Source organism: Phenylobacterium sp. RIFCSPHIGHO2_01_FULL_69_31, assembly GCF_001824475.1.
In the GTDB taxonomy this organism is placed as follows: Bacteria; Pseudomonadota; Alphaproteobacteria; order Caulobacterales; family Caulobacteraceae; genus Phenylobacterium.
Genome location: NZ_MHXN01000046.1, coordinates 192,734 through 216,366, shown reverse-complemented (window position 1 = coordinate 216,366; position 23,633 = coordinate 192,734). Strand labels below are relative to the sequence as shown.

The window sequence follows — 23,633 nt, the reverse complement described above, 5'->3', positions numbered from 1 at the left end:
GGCGCCCTTTCGCAAACTGTTTGTCAATCGGGATAACAAACAGATAGCGTTCTAGACGCGCCTTTTTGAGTCGGCAAATGCCCGTCTACCTCGACAACAACGCCACCACGCCCCTCGCGCCACAGGTCCGCGAGCTCATGTTCCGCTACTTCGACGAGGAGTACGGCAACGCGGCGAGCCGCACGCACGAGTTCGGCTTACGCGCGAAGCAGGCCGTACAGCGGGCGCGAAGCGAGGTTGCGGCCGTGGTGGCGGCGGACCCTGCCGAGGTCGTCTTCACCTCAGGCGCGACGGAGGCCAACAATCTGGGCCTCCTCGGCCTTGCGCCGCATGGCGACGCCACCGGCCGCCGCCACGTCATCACGACAGCCATCGAGCATAAGGCCGTGCTCGAACCTCTCGGGATCCTGGTGGGCCGCGGCTTCGAGGTGACCTATGTGCCCGTGGACGCCTCCGGTCGCGTCAAGGCCAAGGACGTGCTGGCCGCCGTGCGCCGTGACACGCTGCTGGTGTCGGTGATGCAGGCCAACAACGAGACGGGGGTGCTGCAGCCGATTGCTGAGATTGCGGGCGGGCTCATTGGCCATGACGCCTATTTTCACGTGGACGCCGCGCAGGGGTTCGGAAAGTCGGTGGCCGAGTTGAAGTCGGCAAGGGTCGATCTGATCTCGATCAGTGCGCACAAGGTCTATGGCCCCAAGGGGGTCGGAGCGCTCGTGGCGCGCAGGCGGCAGGGCGTCCGGCCACCGCTGACGCCCCTCATGTATGGGGGCGGCCACGAGACGGGCCTTCGGCCCGGGACGTTGCCGGTCCCGCTGATCGCAGGATTTGGCGCAGCCGCCTCGCTCGCGAACGAGGAGCATGCCCGCCGCCAGGCGATCTGCCAGGCCCACCGCACCGCAGCCCTGGCGGCGTTCGCGCCCTTGGGCGCGGTCCTGGTCGGCGACCAGGCCCACGTCATGCCGCATGTCCTTATGGTGGCGTTCCCCGGGGTCGACTCTGAAGCGTTGATGCTCGCCGCGAAGGATGTGGCGGCGATGTCCAATGGGTCCGCCTGCACGTCGGCGAGCTATGCGCCGAGCCACGTGCTCACCGCCATGGGTCTGCCGGCCGACATCATCGAGGGCGCGGTGCGGCTCTCGTGGAGTCATTTGGGCGACGCGCCGCCCTGGCGGGAGTTGGCGGCCCGCGTCGCTGACCTCAGCGCTTTCGCCTAAAGGCCTCTTCCTCGAAAGAGCCGTCCCTCCTGGCTTCAAGCTGATCCTTCGCATCAAGACACGCAGGCGACACAGCTGACGAATGGGTCTTGCGGCGGCGTGGATCGGGCCCGCATGGAACGCTCGACATCCAAGTCGGCTGATCGCGCGGCGCAACTCGGGCATGTCTGAACCCTCAAGCGGGTATCCGAAGCCTGCGCGGAGCGAGCCGCAACCGCCCAGGCCCGGCAAGGGTCCGCAAGCCGCCTTCGGCGCCCTGGCCTGGCCCGCGCGGACGCGGCTTTCGAGTGCGCGAGCTTCAGCTCACGCCCTTGAGGAGTTTCACATGCGCCCGGCCAATCCTTTCTTCGATACAGCGGACCTCGATGCGTTCGACGCTCGGACGGCGGCTCTGCAGGATCCGCGTCCCCATCCCACCGAGCCGCAGCTAGTCCAGCTCGGCCGTGCCCTCATGGACGAGCTCCTCGACACGCTATTGGGCTCGGCCTTGGAGGATCATGTCACGACCATCGCCGAGACCTTCATCGGCGGGCTGCATGCTGGAGTTCAGCGACTTGAGCGGGAAGCGGACCGGCGACGTGAGCGGCTTGCGGAGCAGCTCCATGCCTTCGATGGCAGCGAGGTCGCCGACGTTGACCTGCAGGAGGCGACCCGCCAGGCGGCTGCACTCGAGGTCGCGGTTGCGGCTCTGGAGTTCGTCCGCGACAGCGCGGCCGGGGCTTATGGGGCGGCGACGGGCGAGACCTGGAGCCCTTGGCGCGGCCGGGTACGTCGCGGTGTCAGCGCCGCGCAGATCGACGCGGAATCCGCGCTCAGGCTTGCCGAAACTCGGCGTCGCGAGGGCGCAGACCCTGGGGCGCACGTCGTCGCCTTCCGAGCTTCGCCACGGACCGACGCGCCTGAAGACGCCTCCCGGATCTTTGATGCTCTAAATTGGGCCCAGGCGCAGTGGCCTCAGATGAGCCTCGCGCTGACCGGCGCGAAGGGCGGCGAGCGCCTCGCCAAGCGTTGGGCGCAGCAGAAGGGCGTCCGTCTCGTGTTGGCGCGGGTCGACTTCGAGCGGCATGGTCGCGCGGCGCCATTCCGTGCGAACGACCAGCTGATGGCGCTACAGCCGGTGTGCGTCCTGGTGATGCCCGAGACCCTCGGTCCAGCCGCCGCGGCTCATGCCCCGCCCTTCGGGCCCGCCATGAACCTGGCGGACCAGGCCTGCCAGCGCGGAGTCCGTTGCGTCCGGATCACGGCCCGCCCGACCTAGCCCGCGCGCGAACATTCACGCCGCGATCTGCGCAGATTTACTACGCTCAACTGCCGTGAGCCTCGGTCTCGGGCTGTCACGCGGTAATTTTACCTCCTGGCGTGGCGATATATTGGGATTGCCATCCTGGGGGCTCGTTCAACAACTGCCGCATGATCCCTCGGTCCGACACCCGACTTGGCTGATGGCTATCCGGCGCCTCGAGCCCTATCGGCATGCCGTCACCGACCTGCGGGACCGTCTGCGCACCGGCGTGCTTGCGCCGGGGACTCGGATCGTCGCGAAGGATGTATCCGAGGACTTGGGGCTCAGTCCCACACCGGTTCGCGAAGCCATGGCCCGCCTGGCCGGCGAGGGGCTTCTCGTTGAACGCAGAGGCGACGGGTTCTTCGTGCGCGTGCCGACGGCGCCTTATCTCGCGGAGCTCTACCGTCTGAGTTTGGTCATTCTCCTAGAGGCGCAGCAAGGAGAGCGCAGGCCGCGTCCGGACTTGTCCCTCGTGCTGGGCGGTGAGGCGCAGCGGGACCCCGTGCGCGCCGTGGAACGGCTGTTTCTAGCCTGGGCTGGCGAGTCCGAGGGGACAGCCCTGGGTGCGTTCTACGGTCTTGTCCTGAACCAGCTCGGGCCCGTGCGACGAGTTGAGGCGCAGCTCCTGCCAGATCTCGCGGCGGAGGCGCAGGCCCTCGTCGCCCTGGCCGAAGTTCCCAATGATCACCTGCGACGTGACGCGCTGACCGAATTCCACGCGCGGCGCGTCCCGTTCGCAGCGGCTTTGGCGCAGCTGCTCGCACCGGCGGATGATGGATGAACTGAACTATAGTTCAATATAGTCCGATATAGTTTGAATATAGCCCGTGCGGGGCGCCTCCTGATCCCGTCGCCACTTAGGCGGCGTACGTCAAACGGAGGACCGAAATGTCCATTCACCTGCTGACCCCGACCTCGCGGCTCATCTGCTTCGGCAGCGCGAAGGCCTGCACCAACGCGACCGACCTCGGCAATGACGAGGACGATCCGCGCTTCGGCAAGCCCGAGTAAGGCTCGTCGGTCCGGCGTCGGCGCTCCGCCGACGCCGGACACGAGCGACGTCTATGCCGCTTCAGCCCGAAACTCTGAGCCTGTCCGCCGCCGTCTTCGGTCTTGGTCACGATGGTGATCTTGTCTTCCTCGATGTGTCACGTGACCGGTACGTCTGCCTGCCGGACGTCGGCGAGGGCGCGAGCCTTTCGCCCGACCGCCGTCAGATCATCGTCTGCGACCCAGGGCTTGGCGCTGAATTGCGATCCGCGGGCCTCGTGCACGACGGCGCTCCAAGCCCAGGGCCGGCGCGGGGCCCGAGCTGTGCGCCGAGCCGGTCCGCACTACCCGATGATCTCGGACCGCCCGAGCCGGGCGATCTCATCGACATGACGCGCTGCGGCGTCGACCTCCTGTTCTCGTATCGTGGCCGAAGCTTTGCCGAGATCCTGGCGCGCGCCGCGACGCCGTTAGGTACCGAACCGTCTGAGCCTTTGGAGGCGGTGGTTCAGCGCTTTCACCGGTGGGCTCCTTACGCGCCGTTCTCCGGTAAATGCCTGCTGCGCTCGTTCGTGCTGTTGCGACACCTGCGTCGCCACGGTCATGACCCCGCATGGGTGTTCGGGGTGACCACCTGGCCGTTCGGAGCGCACTGCTGGCTCCAGCATGACGACGTCGTGCTCGACGACACCTGTGACCGTGTCGCGCTCTTCCGCCCGATCCTGGTGTTGTGAGATGGCGCGGCTTGGCTACCTCGCCATCTCGTGGCGCGCGGAAGCTCGTGACAGCGTGCTCGCCGCGACGGCTCTCCGACGTCGATTGGACGAGGAGGCGGCGTGGTCGCGCCTCGCGGACTTTGAAAGCTTAGTGGTCTGGGCCGGGCGGAGAGAGGTTCTGCCGAACCGCACCTTGCCGGGTGGGGCCGGCGTGGTGCTCGGCGACCTCTACCCCATGCCTGACGCAGGTCGTGGCTGTTCGCCCTTCAATTGGCAGGGTTCGGGGTCAGACGACCCCAGAGCCCTGGCGCGCGGATTGAGCGCCGCCCATTGGGGGCGCTATGTGGCGATCACCGCGCCCGCGCCGCACCGGCCGCTCTCGGTATTCCGAGACCCAAGCGGTCAGTGGCCGGCGCTGGTTTGGGACCTTGCCGACGAAGTGGTCGTGATCGCCTCGGATCTGGCTCGCGTTCCCGGATGGTTGAAACCAAGGCGGCAGGCTCTCGATTGGCGGCGGATCGAGCGCTACGTCGCCGCGCCCTCGGCTTCGACGACGCAGCCCTTGTTCGCCGACATGGAGGCGGTGGGGCCCGGCGAGCAGTGGGTTCGGCGAGACCAAGGCGGCTGGGACCGGCACGCCGTTTGGCAGCCCGCAGACTTCATCAAGGATCTTGGCGCCGATCCCGCTGAAGCCCAACATGAGGTGGTCTCGCGTGTCGATGCCAGCACCGCGGCGCTGGCGGACCGCCACACGCGGTTGGTCGTCGAGGTTTCTGGGGGGCTGGACTCGGCCGTGGTCGCCGGCGCCTTGGCGGCGACGGGTCAAACCGGAAAGGTCGTCTCCTGGGTCAACCGCCATGGCGCGCGGCCCGAGGGCGACGAGCGCGGCTTCGCGCGCGCTGTCACGGACGCGTTGGACGTGCCGCTCACGGAAATTTCCAAGCCCATGATGCCGCTGACCGAGGCGGACTTCGCCGAAGTCGCGCGCGGGACTTGGCCTGGGATGGACGGGGTGGACGCGTCGGCAGATCGGGATGACGCCGCACGCTTCGAAGCCCTTGGCGCCAGCGCGCTCGTATCAGGTCACGGCGGCGACGCGATGTTCTTTCAGATGCCCAGCGCCCTGGTGCTGGCCGACGCGATTCGTGCGCGCGGCCGGCGAGCCCTGTTTTCCCCGCTGGCTGGCGCGATCGCGCGGCGCACACGCCGCTCGGTATGGGATCTCTATCGCGAGATCCGCAACGACCGCCGGGCGCCGCAGGCGGCTGTGCCGGCCTCGGGCTTCATCAGTCGGGAGGTGGCTTGGGCCCATCGCGACGCCGTCCACGCCTGGGTCGCTGACGCCATCGCCCGAGATGTCCCGCCGGGAAAGCGGCTGCACATCCGCGTCGTCGCCAACTGTCAGGCCTACAACGGCGAGAGCCGCCGCCGGCAAGCCGGCGACGTGCTGTTCCCGCTAATGGCTCAGCCGGTCGCAGAGTTCTGTCTTGGTCTGCCGACGCCACTTCTTGCTGGCGCGGCCTATGACCGCCCGTTCGAGCGGCAGGCGTTCGCGCATCGCGTGCCGGCTGAGATCCTGGCGCGGCGTCTCAAGGGTGATCTCACCGCCTACTGGTCACAGCTGATCGCCGTCAGCCTTCCGGCGCTGCGGCCGCTGTTGCTCGAAGGAAATCTGTGCGCGGCCGGCGTCCTCGACCGCGTTCAGGTGGAAAAGGCGCTGCATCCGAGCGCCCTGATTTGGACCGCCTACACCCGAGAGGTCTTGTGGGCGGCCGTAACCGAGGCGTGGGTGCGCTATTGGCAGACGAGGGTGCCAGACGCGCTCCACGCTCAACGTTGGGACGCCTAAGGGATATGCCGGATTATGCGGGTCGATAAACCTTGATGGTGTCCGACAGCTTCTGGATGTCGGGCCAGCGCACGCCGTGATGACCGATCGTCCGCATCGAGAAGAGCGGCTTTATCGGGCAGATGTAGATGGCGCATCGACCGTCGCCGAAGTCGCGGAACATCATGATCTTGTCCAGGTGGTGCCAGGCCTGCGACCCGAACGCATTGTCGTCCCGCCCCGGGGTGCTGATCATCGCGCCCTCCTCATCCGTGTATGCGGCGAAGCGGCATCGGCCGTAGGGCGGGAAGTCCAAGGTGGCGTCATCCACCGCCGAGGCGCCCTCAAGGTTCACCAAGGCGAAGGCCATGGCCTTTCGCCGGTTCGCCAGCTGGTGGCCGTTGCCGGACTGCAGAAACGTTTTCGCCATGCCCGCGAGCCTAGACGGGCTGCTGCAGGTCGCAATGCTTAAGGCGCAGCTTCCAGGACCAAGGGATCGGACGTGATGAGCCGAGCGTCCAAGAAGGCGAAAGCGCGGGCGTAGAAGTCCCGCACATTGCCTGGGCTTCTGAGTCCGTGTCCTTCGCCAAAGTAGGTCAGCAGGATCGCGTCCTTGTTCTGCCGATAAAGGGCCGTGAACATCGCCTCCGACTGAGGGAGCGGGATAATGTCTTGGTCCCCATGCGCGAGCAGCAAGGGTGTGTGGACCTGGTCAGCGAAAAGCAGCGGGCTGTTGCGGAAGTAGCGTTGAGGATCGCGCCACGGTGGGACCTTCATTCCGGCCTGACCTTGCTCGACCGACCCTGTGCTCCAGTTCGCGCGCAGCCCATCCTCGGTGGCGACGCGATGGACGCCGGGCAGCGTCGCCCATTTCGAGATGAGATCGCTGTAGCCCGCGATCGCCACCGCCGCTCGGAATCGGGACGTCTGGGTGATCGTCGCCATGACGGTGTAGCCCCCGTAGCTGTGGCCCCATAGCGCGAGACGGTCAGGGTCAAACGCGTTCGCCAGTTCCGGGTCGGACTGCGCGGCCTCGACGACCGCGAGGATCCGCGCCGCAAGACCGGCCATGGGATCGGTCGCCGAAGCCGGGATCGGCAGACTTGGCACGAGGACGGCGTAGCCGTGGCCAACCAGCATGCGCACGTCCGTCATGAAGACGCTCTCGCCGTAGAGCTCCCGAGGCGGCCGCGGGTAGTTGGCCCCTGAGTAGGGGCGGACGACGAGTGGCGGCGGGTGCGAGCCTCGGGACGGGGGCAAGTAGAGCCAGCTCGTGAGCATCTCCCCATCCGGACCTAAATGCCGGACCGGTCGCAGGAGCGGAGGGTCGGTCTCCGCCAAGGCTTGGTTGAGGCGCGCGACCGGTTGACTGCCGAACCTCGGGACGAAGAGGCGCAGGGTCTCTTCTCCGCGGGGATCGGTGTCGCGGACCACGACCTTACTCGCGTCCGGGCTCATCGCGAGAAGGTCATGGTCCTCGCGCCTGAGCGCAACCGGCGTCGGGCTCATCGTCGCGTCTTGAACTTGCAGTAAGCCGCCATCCGCCTCGCGTTCCAGCCAACGAAGTCTCGGCAGAGCATTGTCCAGGCGAGGGGCGTAGCCGTTCATTGCCGGCGCGATTGGCGACACTGCTGCGGCCTCACACGCTGAGCCCTTTGGCGTCACGCGCCACACCCTTCCGGAGACGCGCACGAGGAGGTCTGTCCGGCCGACCGAAACCAGATCACGTGGGCCGGTCGGCAAAGCCCCCGTGAGGTTCTTCGGGCCGTCCGGGCCGAGCAGAAACCAGTCGAAGGTTCCTGCTCCCGGACGTCGCGCGAGAACAAGGGGGTCGCGGCCCAGCCATCCGCCGCGGACAAGGTCGGGCCGGAAGCGCAGCCAGGGTTCGACGGCAGCCCCAACGGTGTCGCAACGGTCCGTGGATCGCACGACGCGGACAAAGCGCCCTTGGGGCCAAAGCGCGCCGGCCGGGCGCGCGAAGACGAGAAGGGCGCGGCTGTCGGGCGACCACGCGAGCAGAGTGGGCAGCATGTCGTCCTTCGGACAGGCGACGCGGCTGTCGCCGGTTCGAAGATCGACGATGACGAGCCGGGACAGCTGGGTGGAGGTCCCGGCTTCGCCTTGCGCCGGCTGGTCGCCTTCTGGCTGACGGTCCGGCCCAGCCGCCAGCAACGCGACCGTTCCGCGGTCAGGCGAGACCTCAAGGTCCTGGAAGGCGCCCGCTGCAACCGTGTGAGCTTCCCCTGTGGCAGTGTCAACCCGAACGAGACGGTTGGGGGTCCGTTGGTCCCGCAAATCGCGATAGGCGCCGCTGCCGACCGCCGTCGCGCCTCGCTCGCCTCGGGCGCTAGCCGCCCAGAGCTTCGGGAGCTCCGTCGCCGAGGCCCATCCATTTCGCAGGTACCAGGGGGGTAGGCCGTCAGGACGTTCGATCACCAGCAGCTCGCGGTCGCTGAGCCACTGCAGGGTCCGCCCGAAGGGCGGGTCCTCTGGCGTGATCGGCAGCCAGCGCACCGCCCCTGTGGCCAAGGTCACGACTCCGAGCGCCCAGCTGTGACCGCGTAGGCGGCTGACGGCCAGTTGCGCGCCGGAGGGCGAGAAGGCGACGATTGAGACACCCCGTCCTTCGCTCTCCGAGAGCAGTGGCTTGGCCTCAGCGGGGCGGCGCAAATCCACGATATAGAGCCGGCTCAGGGCGGCGCTCATGGCGCCGTCGTGGTCGAAGCGCTCGGCCGTCTCGTACGGGTCGCGTCGTTCGAACACGAACCAACGACCTTTGGGGTCGATCAGACGGGCGCCCAGAGTCTCCTGGCGCAGCAGGTCGTCTACGGTGAAGGCGCGCGCGGCCGCGGGCGCGGCAGCGCCCAGGGCCGCCGCCGCGAGGGTCGCGGCGAGCCAGGTGCGGAGCATGGCTGCGCCTCACCAGGTCTTGGTGAGCTGGATGGAGACGTACCGGCCGATTGGATCTGCGACGGCGGCGTCGTAGCCGATGTTAGGGCCCACGTTGTTGTAGAAGGGCGGGTCTGTGTCGAAGACGTTGCGGGCGTTCAGCGTCAGGGCGACGCCCCGCCAGGGGCCGTGGTCCGGACCCTCCAAGCGCGCCTGCAAGTCGACCGTGAGCTGGCTGTCGATGCGATCGCCCAAGGGCGAGCGATATCGGTCGATGTAATTCACGGCTCCGCTAAGGGTCAGGCGATCGCGCGTCCAGTCGGCCGTCGCTCGGCCGCGGAACTTGACCGGGTAGTTCGCGATGCCGGCCCGGTCCACGACCTTCGCGGTCGGCGTCACCTGTTCCTCGAAATCGAGGGTGTAGGTGGCCGTGGCGCCGAGAACGACCTGGTCGTCGCCGAGGTCGAACCTGTAGCTTCCGGCGAAGTCGATGCCGCGCACCTGGAGCGTCGAGGTGTTGACGTAACGGTTGTCGATGATCCCGCCGTAGTCCTCGGGCGCGAACACGCCATTGCTGCTGTTGTGGGTGGGCTTGGCCAGTAGCGCGGCGACCTTGGCCACGTCGGCCGGGTTCGTTGGCGAGATGCGGGTGACGAAGGCCGACAGATTGGGGTCGCTGAGCGCCCCTACGATGTTCCGGATGACGGGTTGGTCGATCCGATTGCGGAACCGGATGTCGAAGCCCGTGGCGGAGAGACTAAGGCCCGGGAGGCGGCTCGGGCGGAGATCCACCCCGAACGTCCAGGAGTGCGCCGTCTCGGGCTTCAGGTCGGGATTGCCGCCGTTCAGCAGCAGGGTCCGGACCCGGACCGCCCCGAGCGGGAAGAGCGACGGATTGGAGCTTTCCGGGTCGCGCACTTCGCGCAGGGACGGAGCCCGGAAGGATCGGCCGTAGGTTGCGCGGACCAGGACGCCCTCGGCAGGAGACCACAGGACCCCTGCTTTGGGATTGGTGGTCGTCCCGACCGCCTCATAGTGCTCCACACGGGCGGCCAGCGAGAGCTCGAGCCGCTCCAGCCCAGCGCGCCGATTATCGGCGCCGAACAACGGCGCCCGCAGTTCAGCGAAGGCCGCCGCGACATCTCGGGACGCGTCGAAGCTGGAGGACGGGACCGGCGCGACCGTCGATTGGAAGCTCGACCCCGACCGCTGCAGGGTCTCGCGCCGGGCTTGAGCGCCTGCGGCGAGCTTGAGCGGACCGCCGGGCAGCTGCCAGACGGTCCCGTCCAGCTGCAGGCTCGCGGATGCGACCTTGCCGGTGTAGCGGATGTTGGTGAAGCCGGAGCCGATGAATGCAAGGACGGTCGGGTTGTTGGCGCCGGCTATGCCGACAAAGGGATTGAAGTAGCCGTCCCGCGCCGCGCTGAACGGGGTGTCGGGCCGGTCGGCGATCGTGCCCAGCGCTTCGTTTAGGGCCAGGGAGTTCAGGAGGCGGCCGTTGCGAGCTTCGCCGATCTCCTGGGCGTAGGTGGCGTAGGCCTCGGCCCGCCAATCGCCCTTCAGCCGGTAGTCGCCACCGAAGGTGACGCCAAGGTTCTCGGTCGTGCCCGACTGGGACTGCGGCGGCAGGTCGTTGTCGAACGCATACGAGATCGTGTGCGAGGCCGACCCGTTGGGCGAGACGAAGAACGGGTTCGAGCGATTGACCACGAGGTTGCTGGTCGGCGCGGCCAGCTGGTTCTTGAAGCGTCGGGAGCTGAACCGCACGTCGCCGGAGACCTTAAAGCGGTCGCTCAGCGCCTGGTCGGCCGCGAGGTAGACCGACTGCAGGGTCTGCTTGGGCAGGGTGTAGATGCCGGCGCGGCCGTTTCGCAGGTTCACGGCGCCCGCCAAGAGATCGTTCGGGCGCAGGCCTACGCCGTTCTGGCCCGATGGGATCGCCCAGCCCGGAACCGTCGCGCCGGTGGCGGGGTCGGTGCGCAGGATATTGCCGGGCGCGGCGTTCACCTGGCGAAGATCGGTTCCGCCCAGCGCGCGTAGGTCCGCGCTTGCGGTGAAGTCGCGGGCCTCGCTGGGCAGGGCGTCGCGCCGCTGCAGCTCGAAGGACATGAGCATGCCGCCCTCCGACCAGCGATGGCCGAAGGTGTGGGAGACCTGCCCCTCCAGCGGCTCGCCCTTTGTGGCGGCGCCGGCGAGAAGCCGGGTCTCCGCGCCGTCGTAGTCGCGGCGCAGGATGATATTGACCACGCCGCCGACCGCATCGGCGCCGTAGACGGCCGAGGCGCCGTCGAGCAGGACCTCGACGCGATCCACGGCCGCCGTCGGAATGGCCGAGACGTCGGCGAAGTCGCCGAAGGTGCCTGACCCCGCCATGCGCCGGCCGTTGATGAGCACGAGCGTGGCGTTCGCGCCGAGCCCGCGGAGGTTCAGCGCGGTGGCGGCCGTACCGTTGCGCTGCAATGGATCCGCGCCGTTGATCGAAGCGCCCTCGCCGGCGCCGCCGGAGAACACTTGTGGCAGCAGGCGGAGCGCGCTCACGACCGTCGTGCGGCCTGACCGCTCGAGGTCGGCGCGCGTGACGGTCACGAGTGGAGACGGGGAGGGCGCGCCGCGGATGTTGGACCCGGTGACTGTGACTTCCTCGAGCAGCGCAGGCGCCGAAGCGGGCGGCGCGGTTTCGTGAGACGCCGGCGCAGCGCCTGCCGTGATTAGTTCCCGTTCCGAAGTCCGGCCGACGCCTTCAGAGGGGCCGACCGCCATCGCCTTCTCGGGCGCAGCGGACGTGGTTCGTTCGACGATGATGAGACCTGAGGTGACGCGGCGGGCTCGCAGCCCTGTCCCCGCCAGGAGACGCGCCAGCGCCTGGTCCACCGTCAGCTCGCCCGCAACCCGCGGCGCTTTGATCTCCGCGACGAGGCCGTTCTGGAAGAAGATCTTCTGGTCTGTCTGCGCCGCAAGGCTCAGGAGCGCCGCGTCCAGACCCCCTCCACCGACAGCGACCTTATGAACGGCCTGCGCTTGGGCGGCCCCCGCGATCAGCGCCGCGGCTGCGGCCCCCAACACCATCAACGACCGACGCGACCGGAACTCCACTTGGCTCATGTCTCCCCCAGACGAACCCGGTTCCCGGCGCGGCCGGAGTGTCGCGCGATCACGGTTTGAAGGGTCGTCTGCTGGGTTAGAGGGAAGCTGATGGCCGCAACCCTCGCGGCCTTCGAAAGAATTTCATCCCGGCGAGAGGCGGATCTCTCTCTCGGTGGTCGAGGTCACCTTCAGTCCGTAGACGGCGCCCATAGCGGCGACGAAGTCATCGGTGTCGCCAGTGTCGAACCGGCCGCTGACCCGTTCCTGCCGGATCGTTGCGGGTGCGGTCAGGACGATCTTGCGGGTGGTGTAGCGATTGACCTCGGCCACGGCGGCTTCGAGCGGGACGCCGCTGAAGTTCAGCTGCCCCGTGGTCCAGTCGGTGGTGTCGGCGATGTTGCGCGCTTGGGGCTTCGTGACGCCTTGCGCCGTGACAGTGAGACCTTGGCCGGGCGCTAAGGTCGTCGCTGCTGTGTCGCCGTCGCGACGGACTTCGACACGGCCCTGAATGAGGGTGACCTCCACTTGGCTTTCGTTGCGGTGGACGTCGAACTTCGTGCCGACGGCACGAACGCGGGCGCCGTCGGCTTCAACGATGAAGGGTCGCGACCCGTCGTGAGCGACTTCGAAGAAGGCCTCACCCTTGAGAAGGCGGACCTGTCGCTCGCCCTTGGTGAAGCGGACCTGGAGCTTGGTGTCGGTATTCAGGCGCACGCGAGAGCCGTCTGCCAGCTGCTCCAGGCGTTGGCCGCCCACGGGTGTCGAGTAGGTGGGAACCCACGGCTGTTGGCTGACCAGCGCCGCGGCGAGTCCCAGCACGATGGCGGCGGCGCCGCCGGCGAGCAGCGGACGCAGCTTAAACTCGGTCTTGGGCAGCGGCTTCGGTGGATACTTGGCCAGGACGTCGGCTGTCGCCGCCTCGATCGCCGGTCGCGCTGAGAGGGCTTCGGCCCGTCCCCACATGCGCTCCACGCGTTCGAAAGCTGCCGCGTTCGCTGGATTTGCCCGCCACGTTCGGAAGCGGTGCAGATCCTCGAGCGAGATCGCCGGGTTGGTGACGACGGTGAACCAGCGGGACGCTTCTTCTGCGCGCGAAGACTCTTCTGCCTCGCTCATGTCGCGTCCAGCCTTAGTCCCGCATCAGGGCCGCGCACATCTGCCGCGCTTTGGTGATCCGCGCCTCGACGCGCTTGACGGAGAGGTTACAGCGGTGGGCGATCTCGACATTAGACAGGCCCCCAAACCGGCTCAAGAGGAACACCTCTCGGAGCGGCTTGGGTAGCCGTAGAATTACCTGTTCCAGGGCCGCAGCCTCGTCGCCGTTCGGAGGTGCGTACGCGGGAAAGAGCGTCTCCACGTCGATCGGTTGAGGGTGGCGGCGGGCGGCTTCGCGGGCGGCTCGGATGGCGACCTTGATCAGGAAGGCGCGGGGATTGCGGACATCGCTGCCGGCTTTGAGCGTACGGGTGAAGGCTTCCTGGACGAGGTCCTCTCCGACGAGTGGACCGAAGCGGCGATTTAGGTACGAGAGCAGCCAACCACGATGCTGACGATAGTGGCTCTCCGGAGGGGCGACGTTGGCTTCGAGCTCATTTTTCGCGCGCGGCTTCATCGGACGATGAGTCTCCCTTCCGCGTATTATAATACGTCGCACTAAAATACACATGCGGTGTCCATCCTGCTGATGGACATCCGTGAGTTGTTCGGCCGGAATATGCGCAAGGCTCGTCGCCGGCTGGGCATCAGCCAGGCTGCACTAGCCGTTCGTGTTGGTGTGGATCGCGCGCACGTCAGTCTGATGGAGCGCGGGCAACAAAACGTGACGCTTCTGACGCTGTGGCAAGTGTCGCAGGCGCTGGAGGTCCGACCGGCGGAGCTTTTGGAGGATTAAAAGAGCGGCGCGGGATCTGAGGCGAAATGGTCGTGGTCCGGTCTCTCGCACTCGCAAAGGTGCGTCGTAGCCTTTAAGAACGGCTTCTGACTCTTCACTGACCTTGGGAAGGTCCGCTCGTTGACGCCCCTCGCAGTTGCAGCTTGTGAGAACAAAGAAGGAACCATAAATTGAGTTCTGCGGCGCAGCGGAACAGGCGTCATGAACTCGATCGCCATTGAACCCCCTCTCCGTCGCGCTTGTTGCTCATCGCACAATTCATCTCCGGGTGGTCCAGTCCCCCCAGCAGACTCCGATCCGCGTAGAGTGATAGCGCGCCTACCGCGCCTCCTGAGGTTGCGTTTGTCGTGGCCCACAGGCACACCTAGCGTGGCACTGTCGGGGGGCAGGCGATTTGAACAGTATCCGAAGCAACAAGCCGGCGGGGAGCTGGCGCCGCAGGCAATCTCAAGCCTCGGCTCCTCTTCTGCGGTCGCGAACGCGTCCTCTATGACAACCACGATCGAGACTTGGGACGGCGACGATTGGGAAAACCACGTTGGCCGCCTGCTGCAAGATCGCCACGGGGCGACAAATGTCCAGAAGGTCCCCGCCAAGCACTTCGGAGATGGCGGCCTGGACTACTACTGTACGTCCGAAACGGTAGTGTACCAATGCTATGCCGTGCAGGAACCCGTCGACATCGCGACGCGCGCGCTCAAGCAAAAGACCAAGATCACAACCGACATAGGCAAGCTTTGCAAGGCTGACGGGCTCGCCGCTAAGCTCTTCAAGTCCAAGCCTGTCTCCCGGTGGATTCTCGCTGTCCCGAAGCACGACAGCCAAGAGGTTAATAGTCACGCGGCCATCAAAGCTGAGGAAGTGCGGAGCATGGGCCTCGCCCATAGGCAACAAGAAGCCGCCGAGATCAGCATCGGCGGACTGCTCAAGGAGGCCGCCCGGATTGGTAAAGCGGGAGCCCAGGTGATCATCGCCACCAGCGAGCGTCTTGAGACCGTCAAAGAGCTTTCGGCGGGTCTTCCCTACGAACTAATCGTCTATGGAGGTCGCCTTATTGGTCCAATCCCGGATGAGCGTTGAATCATGCTACCCTGGCGAGATCTGAGACGGCCCATTGCACTGGCCCAGTCTGCGTCGGCTTCGCCTAGCCTGATCAGGCTGCAGAGCTCGCCTTTCGACAATGCCTCGACTTCGCATCTAGCGCGTCAAAGTCCGCTTTGCGCAGACCCAGCATCTTCGGCGTCAAGGTCATCAAACTCGAACCAGAGCAGGATGCTATCCATGGTGCGCAAGACAACTCGGAGCTGGTCACGAATGTCGACTAGCCGGGCCGTCGAATAGCCCTCGATCGACCGAGGCCCTTCCTTCTTCCACCGATACAGCTTGTGGCTGCCGTCGAAGGGATGCCCGTCGTAATGGCCATGTGTGACCATGTTACGGTGGTGGTGCAACTCCCGCAAATGCTCAAGGTCCAGTTGGTATAGGTGTGCGAGCTTGGGTGCTGTAGCGCGCACGAGGTCAATTGCGTCGAGGCGGGTGCCGAAAGGCCCGCTCATGCTTTCTGGAGTACGTGTCTTAAGTTCGATGTCGATGCAGGCGAGGAGATAGCTCAGACGATAGTCGAGTGCATTGTAGGCGAGGATTACTTGGCCAAGCGCCAGCTCGTAGTCCGTGCGAGCTCCCGGTTCAGCCCATTCGAATTCGTCTTCCTCGTGCAGCCTGTCATAGATTCCTGGTGCGTCAGGCGTGGGCATGAGTGAGGTCTCGGGCGCAGACCCGCAGGGCGCCGGCCAAGTCTCCCAAGAGGCTGCCTGATGGCTTTCAAGACCCTCGTCGCGGCCCTGATGGCCGCGACCGCGCTGGGCGGCTGCGCGACGATGGCGCCGCGTTACGAACGGCCGGCACTCCCGGTCGCGCAGAACTGGCCCACGTCAACGCAAGACGCGACCGGCGCTTCCGGCGCGGACGTCGCCTGGCGTGACGTCTTTCAGGACGCACGCCTGCAGGGCGTGATCGCGCTCGCCCTGCAGCAGAACCGCGACCTCCGCGTCGCGGTGGCCGACATTGAGCGGGCGCGGGCGGCCTATGGCGTCCAGCGCGCCGATTTGCTGCCGTCCATCGAAGCCACCGCGCTGGGCGGGCGCGGGCGCACACCCGCATCCCTGTCCCAGACCGGGCAGGCGGAGACGAGCGCGCAATACCGCGTGACCGCCGGCTTCACGGCCTACGAGCTCGACCTGTTCGGCCGCATCCGCAGTCTCAACGAGGCGGCCCGCCAGTCCTACCTCGCCACCGAGGAGGACCGCCGCGCGGTCCAGGTCAGCCTGATCGGCGAGGTGGCCAACGCCTGGCTGACCCTGGCCGCCGACCAGGAGTTGCTGGCCATCACCGACGATACCCTGGCCACCCGCGACGCGGCCCTCCAGCTGACCGACAGGCGGTTCCAGGCTGGCGCCGCTTCCGAGCTGGACCTGCGGCAGGCGCAGACGTTGGCCGAGCAGGCGCGCAGCGACGCCGCTGTTGCCAAGGCGCGGGTGGACCAGGACCGCAACGCGCTGCGGCTCCTCGCCGGAGCCGAGATCCCGTCCCATCTCCTGCCTCCGCACCGCCTCGCCGAAGCCGGAGCGCTGGCCAATGTGCCGGCCGGCCTGCCGTCGGATGTGCTGACGCGGCGGCCGGACGTCGCCGCGGCCGAGCGCCGGCTGCAGGCCCAGAATGCCAACATCGGGGCCGCGCGCGCCGCCTTCTTCCCGCACATCAGCCTGACGGCCGCCGTGGGGACGCTGAGTCCGGCGCTGAGCGGCCTCTTCGGCGCCGGCTCCGGCACATGGAGCTTCGCGCCGCAGATTGGCCTGCCGATCTTCGCGGGCGGCGCCAATGTCGCGAACCTGCGCGGCGCGCAGGCTTCGCGCGACGCCTACGTCGCCCAGTATGAGAAGGCAGTGCAGATCGCTTTCCGAGAGGTGGCAGACGCATTGGCGGTCCGTGCGACCGCAGAGGACCGCGTTGCGGCGCAGACACGGCTCGTGGAGGCGGCGAGCGCAGCCCAGAGGCTGACCCAGGCGCGCTACGACCGCGGCGTGGACAGCTATCTTGAACTGCTCGACGCTCAACGCACGCTCTATGCGGCCCGGCAAAGCCTGGTGGCTGCGCAGCTGGCCCTGGTCGCCAACCGCGTGGAGCTCTACCGCGCGTTGGGCGGCGGGGGTCGGAGCTGACAGCGGAGCTGCGCCGCACGGGGCCGTCAAGCCAGGGCTTGAAGGCCCGCGAGGAAGGTGAATCCGGGCCCCTCCACCCGGACCTACGGAGGTTGGCCTTCCGGGCTGACGCCAACGTCCGCGCCTCGTGCCGTGGACGGCTCTCTATCCCGCGCCAGCTCGGTCCCGAACCTCGCTTGTGCTGGAGCACAACCGCTTGCCGTCCATCTGCGCGAGGCTGGAAGTGCTTCAAGCCCTGAGCATATTCGCCGCCTGCGTGTAATTGTACGCCTCGTACAGCGTCCACATACCGCCCGCGATGAACACGACGCCGACAAGGATAAATAGGGTCATCAAGCCGAGCGCGATGAGTGTCGCGCCCATCAGATAGCCAACCGTTGTCGGGATGCTGTAGACGGCGCGTGTCTTGTCGTTGCGCAAGGCTAGCGCCTTGAACACGCCGTTCTTCTCGCGTCCGGCCAGCGTCACCTCATCGCCGTCGCGGAGATCCGGAACATCGGCCAGCTTGATTTGCGCCGAGCGTTCGCCCACGCGAAAGGCGATGACCTGTCCGGTCTTCACGGACCCGCCATTACGGCCGAACGTGCCGCGTGTTTCCGTCGAATGACGAATACCGCTGACGGCGCCGCTCAGTGTTGTCAGTCCCATATCAATCCCCTTTGCGGCTGGAAATAGCTGTGCCCTCGCGGCCTAGAGTCTCGGCGCTTGCGCCTGTGCGTCCGCCTTGCGTTTGGCTTCGGCCCTGATGCCGTTGACCCATGCGGTGGTGCGCGTGTCCGCCGCCCAAATCGCGCCCACGTCGAGCTGCGAAGCGCGGGCGACGATGACAGGGCCGTAGGTGCAGTGAACGTAGGACAAGACCTGCCCGCAGGTGGCGATATCCGCGGGCAGCGACCAGGATCAGCCCGTCACGTCGCTGATATCGTTGGCGCGCCAATCAGGCGGCATGCTCGATTGGACGCAGTAGCGCGCGCTGCGGTCCCAGCCGTGCTCGCTCTTGGCGGTGAAGGCCGTATCCCCCTTGAGGGTGTAGATGGATGTGCTGGTTTCCGACGGGGCGCTGCCCTGCAAATCCCCGCAGGCTTCGGTGACACGGTAAGTGTTCGGTCCCGTTTGCTCGATTTTCTTGAATTCGCAGAAGTCGCGCGCGCCACCAATGCCTTCACGACGCAGGAGCGTCGTGGTGGCGTTGGAGGCTTGGCCGCACGGGGTATCGCTATCGACGTAATAGCCGTGCTTGAGCGGCAGCCCCGCGACGGTGGCCACTTGCGCCTTGGCCGGAACGGCTTCCGGCGTGGCGGTCGCGGCAGCTTGGATTGCGGTGACGGTATTGGCTTTGACCTCAGTAATTTCAGCGGTGTTGCCGGTCTCCACGGCCACCACGGCCCCCGTGGCGGCGGTATTCTCCGCCGTCGCAGCTTTCTGGCCGCAGGCGGCAAGCCCCGCCGCGAGCAGCAACAGCACGATGAGAGGGCGGGTTTTGCTCATGACATCTCCGCGCGCAAAAGTCCTTTCGGTATGGTTAGGGCGCCACTGGCTGGCTTTCGTCCCCTAAAAAGGGGAGGAATCAGGCAGGGTAGGACGGCTGAGCGCCATCCCGCCGTACTGCTCAGGCAGGGCTAATTTCAGCTGGTGTAAGTTAAGTTTAGCTATCGGATGAATGAAGGGGCGTTTCACTGCCATGGCGCCACAAGAATTCTATGAGTTTTCACGAACATCGGGATTGATTGCCCATCTTTACGATGCGGCCATAGATGACGCCTTGTGGCCCGGCACCGCGAACCGCATCGCGGAAACCCTCGGCTCGACCAGCACCGTTCTCAAACTCCACGGCGAGGGCGCCCGCGTGAACCTACTGGAATGCACCGACAACCTGATGGTGTCCGAGCGGGAGCAGGCATGGGCCGACGACTGGCACCGCAAGGATCTATGGGTGGAGCGCAGCGTCGCCTACGGCATGGAACGAATAATAACCGACGAGGACTTGGTCACGCGCGAGGAACAGGCGCGCAGCGGCTTTTATCAGGAATGGCTCCGGCATCTGGATATTCATCACATGCTCGGGGCGGTGTTCCCCGCAGCTGATGGCGCTATCGGGGTGCTCGGCGTCCATCGTCCGTGTGAGGCCGGACCCTATAGCGTAGCGGAGCGGCAGCAGGTGGCGCTGGTTCTGCCGCACTTGCAGCAGGCGCTGCGTCTCGGGCAGCGCTTCGCAGCGGTATCCCAAGCCCATGCCGCGAGCTTGCAGGCGCTCGACAAACTGGACACCGGCGTTCTGATGGTGGACGGCACGGGCCGCGTCATTCAGGCGAGCAGCATGGCGGAGCGCCTGTTGCGCGAGAACGCGGAGATGGCCGTTGTTGGCGGACGGCTGGCGCTACGGACGCCCGCGCAGCACAACAAGCTGCTGTCTCTGGTACGCGGCGCGGTGGATACTGCCCGGGGCAGGATTGCCGAACCCGGCGTGACGCTCTCCATTCCGCGTCCGCACCGCATGCCGCTGGCGCTTGAGGTCGCCCCCTTGCGCGAAGCTGTATCGACCTTTGGAGCGCAGCGGCCTGCCGTTCTGGTCTTCATCCGCGACCCCGAAGCACCGATCTCCGTCGCGCGGCTTCGTGAACTCTTTGGTTTAACCCGCACCGAAGGCGTCGTTGCCGCCGCACTCGGGCAGGGAGCCTCGCTGGAGGAAATCGCGGCAACCATTGGCATCGGCCTTGCCACCGTGCGCAGCCATCTCAAACGCATCCTCGCCAAGACCAGTACCCATAGACAAGCGGAAGCGACGGCATTGCTGGCGCGCAGCGTTTCGACTGTTTCAGATCAATGAGCCTTTGGGCGCGTCCGGCCTTGCCGGGTTCCGACGTTGCGATGCTCGCGCGAAGCTGACGCGCCGCGATCCTCAACGAATATCTCGTTCCCGGTGCACAGCCGAGGACCGCTTGTGGCGCGCTGTTGACGTCCGCCGTTGCTGCTGGAAGCGTTCCTCGTTCACAATGCCAGGAGCGACGCAATGTCTCGATAGGTTGGCGCGCGCATGAACCGCCTCGCCAGTCGGGAAAGGTCAGGCTCGTGCGGCCGCGCGCGTCGGAAGCTCTCCAGGGTGCGCTTGTCGACGAGCGTGGCGTCGGCGTAGGCGCAGAGACAGGCGAGGTGTCCGTCTGTGATCTCGCTTCCGTAGTGCCGACGCACGGCGGGCGGATGACGCTCAAGCGCTCTGGTGATGGTCCTCGACGGAATCTGTTCCATGCGAACGCTCGAGCTTAGGGCATCGGGAGCGCAGTTCAGGTTCTCGGCCACAATGCGCAGCTGTGTGCGGAAGACGCCGAGATCCAGCGTCTCGCCCAGTGTCCGATCAGGGTCGATGTCGGCTGCCGTAAGCCCCTGGAGCGCCAGCAGGCGGAGCGCGAGGTCCCGCGCCGTCGCCGGCAACGGGTGGGCCATGTTGAAGGCCTGGCGCATGAACTCGTCGGCCACGCCGGCGGGGTCTTCGATCGCGTCATCGCCCCGTAGAGCGATGTCGATGGCGTAGCTCCCAGCGATGAGCTCCAGTCGGCGCGCAAGCTCGGGGCCGCGCCGGATGCCGCCATTGAGGAGCTCGCCCATCTTCATGGCCGAGAGGTCGATCAGTTTTCCGCGTGTGAACGCCGCCAGAGCGCGAGCCTTTTCGGCTTGGGCGGCGAAGACGGGCCGCATCTCCAGCCAAAGGTCCGGCTCAGGTCCGATGGCGTCTACGCCCGCGCCGACCTGCAAGATCTTGGGGCGGGCTCGGTCGCGGATTTCCACGATGTCGGCGGAGGGGAATGCGAGCGCTGCGCGAACCTCCTCCGTCAGGAGGGAGACCACTGTCCCCAGGCCCTGCTCGGCATTGGCTGTTCCGACCCAGGCCATAAGCTTGAGGTCACCGATGAAGTGCAGGCGCGTGCGCGCGATCTCGATGGTCTGGTGGTTCGCGAGCTCCGCCAGGTGATGAAGGCAGAGAAGCGGAATCCAGCCGTTGTCCTCCAACCATCGCTCGAACGACTTTGCGGCCCGACGTTCCGTCGGCGTCGTGGACGTTCGGTCCCGCACCCACTGCGCGAGGTGCGAGGAGTCCAGAGCGAGGTACCTTGGTGAGACTAGGGTCTGCGACATCGGGGAATCAGGCCGGGGCCAGCGTATCGCACCGATGCCCGGCGGATCAGGCGCGCGTACCGATCGGCCGAATCGACAGCCAAGCTGGCTAGCGTTTTCTGACCTCGCCCTGATAGGTTGTCTTCGTCAACGTGGGGGACGGCGTGAACGAGTCCGAGCGGAAGCCGCTGGTGAGCGGTTGGCGCAAGCTCAAGCTTGAGCTGAAAGACCGAACCATAGGGCCGGTGGTCGAAGGTCATGTCACCTTCGGTCTCTACTTCTTTATCGGCGTCGTCGTGTTTGGCGGCTTGGGGTTCTGGTACGAATGCGCGCGCCTCTGGAACAACCCCGCGGCCGGGCCGTCAGCGATGCTGACCTCTCTCGTGACATTCTTCCCGGCGCTGGTCGGGTCCACCTCCATCCAGATGATCTTCGAGGAAGATGAGAACCGGCGGATGCGCGCGTTCGCGGTCACATACCTGATTGTCTTCGCCTTGCTGGCCACCGCCCTGACGTTTTTGGAGCGGATTCCCACCTGGGTTTCGTTTGTCGTCTCCGGCGCCGCGTCCTTGGCGGCTCTCTGGATCTGGTGGGTCGCCAACGCCAAAAACCCTGCGTTCCGGGACGAGGTGAACGACGAGACGCCGCTCGGTGGGTCGGTGGCGCAAACGCCGGCGGGCACGCTCGACGGTTTCAAGTCTTAGGGGTTAGACGATGATCACATTCCCCTATGAGGCCCGCGCCTTGCGCGTCGACCAGCCCCTGGGCACCTACTACGTCACTGTGTTGCCGGCGCGTCTTCTGCTTGAGGTAGCTTACAGCCATGCGATGACCGCCCGCCTCAATCCGGATGGGGTCGGTTACACCGTCGACGGCACCCAACGGCTTTCGCAGCCGAAGCGCCTCGATCAGATCACCGACTATATCGATCGGTTCGACGCAGCCTTCCCGAACTCGATCATCCTGGCGGCCAACTTCGACGCGGAAACCGGTCTGATCGTCGACCTGGAGGACGACGAGGCCGATGACGACGATGACGAAAACACGCTGACCTCGCCGCAGACTCAGGGACAGGGCGCGTCGGCTCCTACGCCGCAACTAGATCTGCGCGCCTGGACAGTAACCGAGGCCGCGGACGGCTGCTATCACTTGCGCATCCCCACGGCCGACAAGCTCGCCGCCATCATCGACGGTCAACACCGCCTTTACGGGTTCGCAGACGCAAAGACCGAGCGGCTCGACATGGATCTGATCTGTGCAGTGTTCCTGGACCTACCGAAACCCTTCCAAGCCTCGCTCTTCGCGACGATCAACTCGACGCAGAAGCAGGTCGACAAGAGTCTTACCTACGAGCTGTTCGGCTACAACCTCGATGAGGAGCCTGAGAGCCGCTGGACACCAGACAAGCTCGCTGTGTTCCTGACCCGCAAGCTTAACACCGAGGCAGAATCGCCGCTGCGTGGACGGATCGTCGTTGCTCCGAAGCGAGACGTCGGCTTGATGGCGCTGAATTCCGCGACCTCTTGGAAAGTGTCCACCGCCGTAATCGTGGAAGGGATTCTCAAGCTCATCTCATCGAATCCCAAGCGGGACACCAATGAAATGCTTACGCCGCCCACAAAGGCGAGAGCGGAGCTTCGCGCGCGCTATCGCGATCGGTCGCCACTCCGCGAAGCCTACCTGCAGACTCAGGATCTGATCCTCTACACGATGGTTCTGAACTTCTTGAAAGCGTGCCAACAAGTCTTCTGGACGCCGGCGCAAGAAGGTTCGTTCATCATCAAGACGGTTGGTGTGCAGGCGCTCTTTGATGTGCTGCGTCGGATCTCGGCTGAGCTCTACGAGACTAAGGACATCCGTGTAGAGACTTTCGTGCGTAAGCTTCAGCCTGCAGGCGCAATCGATTTTTCGCAGGATGTATTCCGCAACGCGTCAGGCTCCGGTCGCTCGTTGATCCGCAGAGCCATTGAGGAGCGGCTGCAGCGTTAGTCCAGCCGGTTCGGGTCGCGTCGCTGACGTCCACGCGCCTTGACGCGTTATGCTGCATCAAAAAACTTGCTTTCGGGCCGTTCGCCGCCTCTTCTCCGGCGGGGGTATCGAGATGGCGTACAATCATAGAGCGAGTGGCTCTCGCGTGCCTAAGTGCATCCGCCGCGCGTGATGTGGTTGCGGTCTCTGCTGGCGCGGTTGACCGCCCGGTCTTCGCTTGCGCCTACCGCGCGTCCTGACCCGCCCGTCGACAGCGGGCACTCGAACGTGCCTCAGGGCCCCTTGGCGGCGCCCTCTGAGGACGTGAGCCTCTCCACCGTCGCCGACGCCGCGCTGACGGTCGCGGTTGACTCAGTCGCCGGCCCGCAGCCACGCAACCGCGAAGCCGAAGCCGAAGCCGAAGCCGAAGCCGAAGC

Annotated in this window: 21 protein-coding genes; 12 read left to right on the top strand and 9 right to left on the bottom strand. The window is 66.2% G+C overall.

Annotated elements, in window-relative coordinates; all coding sequences use genetic code 11:
• Positions 1-77: 77 nt before the first annotated feature.
• From dndA to A2790_RS24200, 6 genes are all read left to right on the top strand, one after another.
• Positions 78-1,217 carry a cysteine desulfurase DndA gene (dndA, locus tag A2790_RS24225; RefSeq protein ID WP_293397749.1) on the top strand — a complete coding sequence of 380 codons (1,140 nt, stop codon included), beginning with the start codon at positions 78-80 and terminating at the stop codon, positions 1,215-1,217.
• Positions 1,218-1,542: 325 nt separating this feature from the next.
• Positions 1,543-2,475: a DUF2493 domain-containing protein gene (locus A2790_RS24220; RefSeq protein ID WP_293397746.1), complete on the top strand. Its 933-nt coding sequence runs from the start codon at positions 1,543-1,545 to the stop codon at positions 2,473-2,475.
• Positions 2,476-2,530: 55 nt separating this feature from the next.
• A complete protein-coding gene (locus tag A2790_RS24215) occupies positions 2,531-3,283 on the top strand; it encodes a GntR family transcriptional regulator (RefSeq protein ID WP_293397743.1) in 753 nt (250 codons plus the stop codon).
• 107 nt (positions 3,284-3,390) lie between these two features.
• Positions 3,391-3,513, top strand: coding sequence for a hypothetical protein (locus A2790_RS24210; protein WP_293397740.1), 123 nt, complete (start codon positions 3,391-3,393; stop codon positions 3,511-3,513).
• A gap of 53 nt (positions 3,514-3,566) precedes the next feature.
• On the top strand, positions 3,567-4,226 hold the full coding sequence (locus A2790_RS24205) for a lasso peptide biosynthesis B2 protein (RefSeq protein ID WP_293397737.1): 660 nt from the start codon (positions 3,567-3,569) through the stop codon (positions 4,224-4,226).
• Position 4,227: 1 nt separating this feature from the next.
• The gene (locus tag A2790_RS24200; protein WP_293397734.1) at positions 4,228-6,057 is read left to right on the top strand and encodes an asparagine synthase-related protein; all 1,830 of its coding nucleotides are present in this window, start codon (positions 4,228-4,230) and stop codon (positions 6,055-6,057) included.
• Positions 6,058-6,070: 13 nt separating this feature from the next.
• Here A2790_RS24200 and A2790_RS24195 read toward each other — a convergent pair whose 3' ends face one another.
• From A2790_RS24195 to A2790_RS24175, 5 genes are all read right to left on the bottom strand, one after another.
• The gene (locus A2790_RS24195; protein WP_293397731.1) at positions 6,071-6,466 is read right to left on the bottom strand and encodes a hypothetical protein; all 396 of its coding nucleotides are present in this window, start codon (positions 6,464-6,466) and stop codon (positions 6,071-6,073) included.
• A 38-nt stretch (positions 6,467-6,504) separates the two neighbouring features.
• On the bottom strand, positions 6,505-8,946 hold the full coding sequence (locus A2790_RS24190) for a prolyl oligopeptidase family serine peptidase (RefSeq protein ID WP_293397728.1): 2,442 nt from the start codon (positions 8,944-8,946) through the stop codon (positions 6,505-6,507).
• Between the two features lie 9 nt (positions 8,947-8,955).
• Positions 8,956-12,027, bottom strand: a complete 3,072-nt coding sequence (locus A2790_RS24185) for a TonB-dependent receptor (RefSeq protein ID WP_293397725.1) — start codon at positions 12,025-12,027, stop codon at positions 8,956-8,958.
• A 123-nt stretch (positions 12,028-12,150) separates the two neighbouring features.
• Positions 12,151-13,125 carry a FecR family protein gene (locus tag A2790_RS24180; RefSeq protein WP_293397722.1) on the bottom strand — a complete coding sequence of 325 codons (975 nt, stop codon included), beginning with the start codon at positions 13,123-13,125 and terminating at the stop codon, positions 12,151-12,153.
• 13 nt (positions 13,126-13,138) lie between these two features.
• Positions 13,139-13,621, bottom strand: coding sequence for an RNA polymerase sigma factor (locus tag A2790_RS24175; RefSeq protein WP_293397719.1), 483 nt, complete (start codon positions 13,619-13,621; stop codon positions 13,139-13,141).
• A gap of 57 nt (positions 13,622-13,678) precedes the next feature.
• On the opposite strand from A2790_RS24175, the gene A2790_RS24170 reads away from it, so the two are divergent.
• Together A2790_RS24170 and A2790_RS24165 are read left to right on the top strand one after the other, a co-directional pair.
• On the top strand, positions 13,679-13,900 hold the full coding sequence (locus A2790_RS24170) for a helix-turn-helix transcriptional regulator (RefSeq protein WP_293397716.1): 222 nt from the start codon (positions 13,679-13,681) through the stop codon (positions 13,898-13,900).
• 489 nt (positions 13,901-14,389) lie between these two features.
• Positions 14,390-14,980 (top strand): hypothetical protein, encoded by a 591-nt coding sequence (locus tag A2790_RS24165; protein WP_293397713.1) that lies wholly within the window; start codon positions 14,390-14,392, stop codon positions 14,978-14,980.
• A gap of 125 nt (positions 14,981-15,105) precedes the next feature.
• On the opposite strand, the gene A2790_RS24160 is transcribed toward A2790_RS24165, so the two are convergent.
• A complete protein-coding gene (locus A2790_RS24160) occupies positions 15,106-15,654 on the bottom strand; it encodes a hypothetical protein (RefSeq protein ID WP_293397710.1) in 549 nt (182 codons plus the stop codon).
• A gap of 60 nt (positions 15,655-15,714) precedes the next feature.
• On the opposite strand from A2790_RS24160, the gene A2790_RS24155 reads away from it, so the two are divergent.
• A complete protein-coding gene (locus tag A2790_RS24155; RefSeq protein ID WP_293397708.1) occupies positions 15,715-17,118 on the top strand; it encodes an efflux transporter outer membrane subunit in 1,404 nt (467 codons plus the stop codon).
• Between the two features lie 228 nt (positions 17,119-17,346).
• Here the strand turns inward: A2790_RS24155 and A2790_RS24150 are convergent, their stop codons facing one another.
• Together A2790_RS24150 and A2790_RS24145 are read right to left on the bottom strand one after the other, a co-directional pair.
• Positions 17,347-17,766, bottom strand: a complete 420-nt coding sequence (locus A2790_RS24150; protein ID WP_111275417.1) for a hypothetical protein — start codon at positions 17,764-17,766, stop codon at positions 17,347-17,349.
• A 252-nt stretch (positions 17,767-18,018) separates the two neighbouring features.
• Positions 18,019-18,606: a hypothetical protein gene (locus A2790_RS24145; protein WP_111275416.1), complete on the bottom strand. Its 588-nt coding sequence runs from the start codon at positions 18,604-18,606 to the stop codon at positions 18,019-18,021.
• Between the two features lie 172 nt (positions 18,607-18,778).
• Here A2790_RS24145 and A2790_RS24140 point away from each other — a divergent pair, with 172 nt between their 5' ends.
• On the top strand, positions 18,779-19,945 hold the full coding sequence (locus tag A2790_RS24140; RefSeq protein WP_293397703.1) for a helix-turn-helix transcriptional regulator: 1,167 nt from the start codon (positions 18,779-18,781) through the stop codon (positions 19,943-19,945).
• 161 nt (positions 19,946-20,106) lie between these two features.
• Here the strand turns inward: A2790_RS24140 and A2790_RS24135 are convergent, their stop codons facing one another.
• Complete coding sequence (locus A2790_RS24135) at positions 20,107-21,123, bottom strand: hypothetical protein (protein ID WP_293397701.1); 1,017 nt, start codon at positions 21,121-21,123, stop codon at positions 20,107-20,109.
• Positions 21,124-21,392: 269 nt separating this feature from the next.
• Between A2790_RS24135 and A2790_RS24130 the strand changes: the two genes are divergently transcribed.
• Together A2790_RS24130 and A2790_RS24125 are read left to right on the top strand one after the other, a co-directional pair.
• On the top strand, positions 21,393-21,932 hold the full coding sequence (locus A2790_RS24130) for a hypothetical protein (RefSeq protein ID WP_293397699.1): 540 nt from the start codon (positions 21,393-21,395) through the stop codon (positions 21,930-21,932).
• A 10-nt stretch (positions 21,933-21,942) separates the two neighbouring features.
• Positions 21,943-23,217 (top strand): DNA phosphorothioation-associated DGQHR protein 1, encoded by a 1,275-nt coding sequence (locus A2790_RS24125; protein WP_293397697.1) that lies wholly within the window; start codon positions 21,943-21,945, stop codon positions 23,215-23,217.
• Positions 23,218-23,633: the final 416 nt, after the last annotated feature.

Excerpts from the sequence above, each read along its gene's own strand:
- A2790_RS24160 (WP_293397710.1), bottom strand. The coding sequence starts at position 15,654 with ATGCCCACGCCTGACGCACCAGGAATCTATGACAGGCTGCACGAGGAA.
- A2790_RS24205 (WP_293397737.1), top strand. The coding sequence starts at position 3,567 with ATGCCGCTTCAGCCCGAAACTCTGAGCCTGTCCGCCGCCGTCTTCGGT.
- A2790_RS24175 (WP_293397719.1), bottom strand. The coding sequence starts at position 13,621 with ATGAAGCCGCGCGCGAAAAATGAGCTCGAAGCCAACGTCGCCCCTCCG.
- A2790_RS24195 (WP_293397731.1), bottom strand. The coding sequence starts at position 6,466 with ATGGCGAAAACGTTTCTGCAGTCCGGCAACGGCCACCAGCTGGCGAAC.
- A2790_RS24150 (WP_111275417.1), bottom strand. The coding sequence starts at position 17,766 with ATGGGACTGACAACACTGAGCGGCGCCGTCAGCGGTATTCGTCATTCG.
- A2790_RS24200 (WP_293397734.1), top strand. The coding sequence starts at position 4,228 with ATGGCGCGGCTTGGCTACCTCGCCATCTCGTGGCGCGCGGAAGCTCGT.
- A2790_RS24180 (WP_293397722.1), bottom strand. The coding sequence starts at position 13,125 with ATGAGCGAGGCAGAAGAGTCTTCGCGCGCAGAAGAAGCGTCCCGCTGG.
- A2790_RS24210 (WP_293397740.1), top strand. The coding sequence starts at position 3,391 with ATGTCCATTCACCTGCTGACCCCGACCTCGCGGCTCATCTGCTTCGGC.
- dndA (WP_293397749.1), top strand. The coding sequence starts at position 78 with ATGCCCGTCTACCTCGACAACAACGCCACCACGCCCCTCGCGCCACAG.
- A2790_RS24155 (WP_293397708.1), top strand. The coding sequence starts at position 15,715 with ATGGCTTTCAAGACCCTCGTCGCGGCCCTGATGGCCGCGACCGCGCTG.
- A2790_RS24165 (WP_293397713.1), top strand. The coding sequence starts at position 14,390 with ATGACAACCACGATCGAGACTTGGGACGGCGACGATTGGGAAAACCAC.
- A2790_RS24140 (WP_293397703.1), top strand. The coding sequence starts at position 18,779 with ATGAAGGGGCGTTTCACTGCCATGGCGCCACAAGAATTCTATGAGTTT.
- A2790_RS24125 (WP_293397697.1), top strand. The coding sequence starts at position 21,943 with ATGATCACATTCCCCTATGAGGCCCGCGCCTTGCGCGTCGACCAGCCC.
- A2790_RS24220 (WP_293397746.1), top strand. The coding sequence starts at position 1,543 with ATGCGCCCGGCCAATCCTTTCTTCGATACAGCGGACCTCGATGCGTTC.
- A2790_RS24145 (WP_111275416.1), bottom strand. The coding sequence starts at position 18,606 with ATGAGCAAAACCCGCCCTCTCATCGTGCTGTTGCTGCTCGCGGCGGGG.
- A2790_RS24190 (WP_293397728.1), bottom strand. The coding sequence starts at position 8,946 with ATGCTCCGCACCTGGCTCGCCGCGACCCTCGCGGCGGCGGCCCTGGGC.
- A2790_RS24185 (WP_293397725.1), bottom strand. The coding sequence starts at position 12,027 with ATGAGCCAAGTGGAGTTCCGGTCGCGTCGGTCGTTGATGGTGTTGGGG.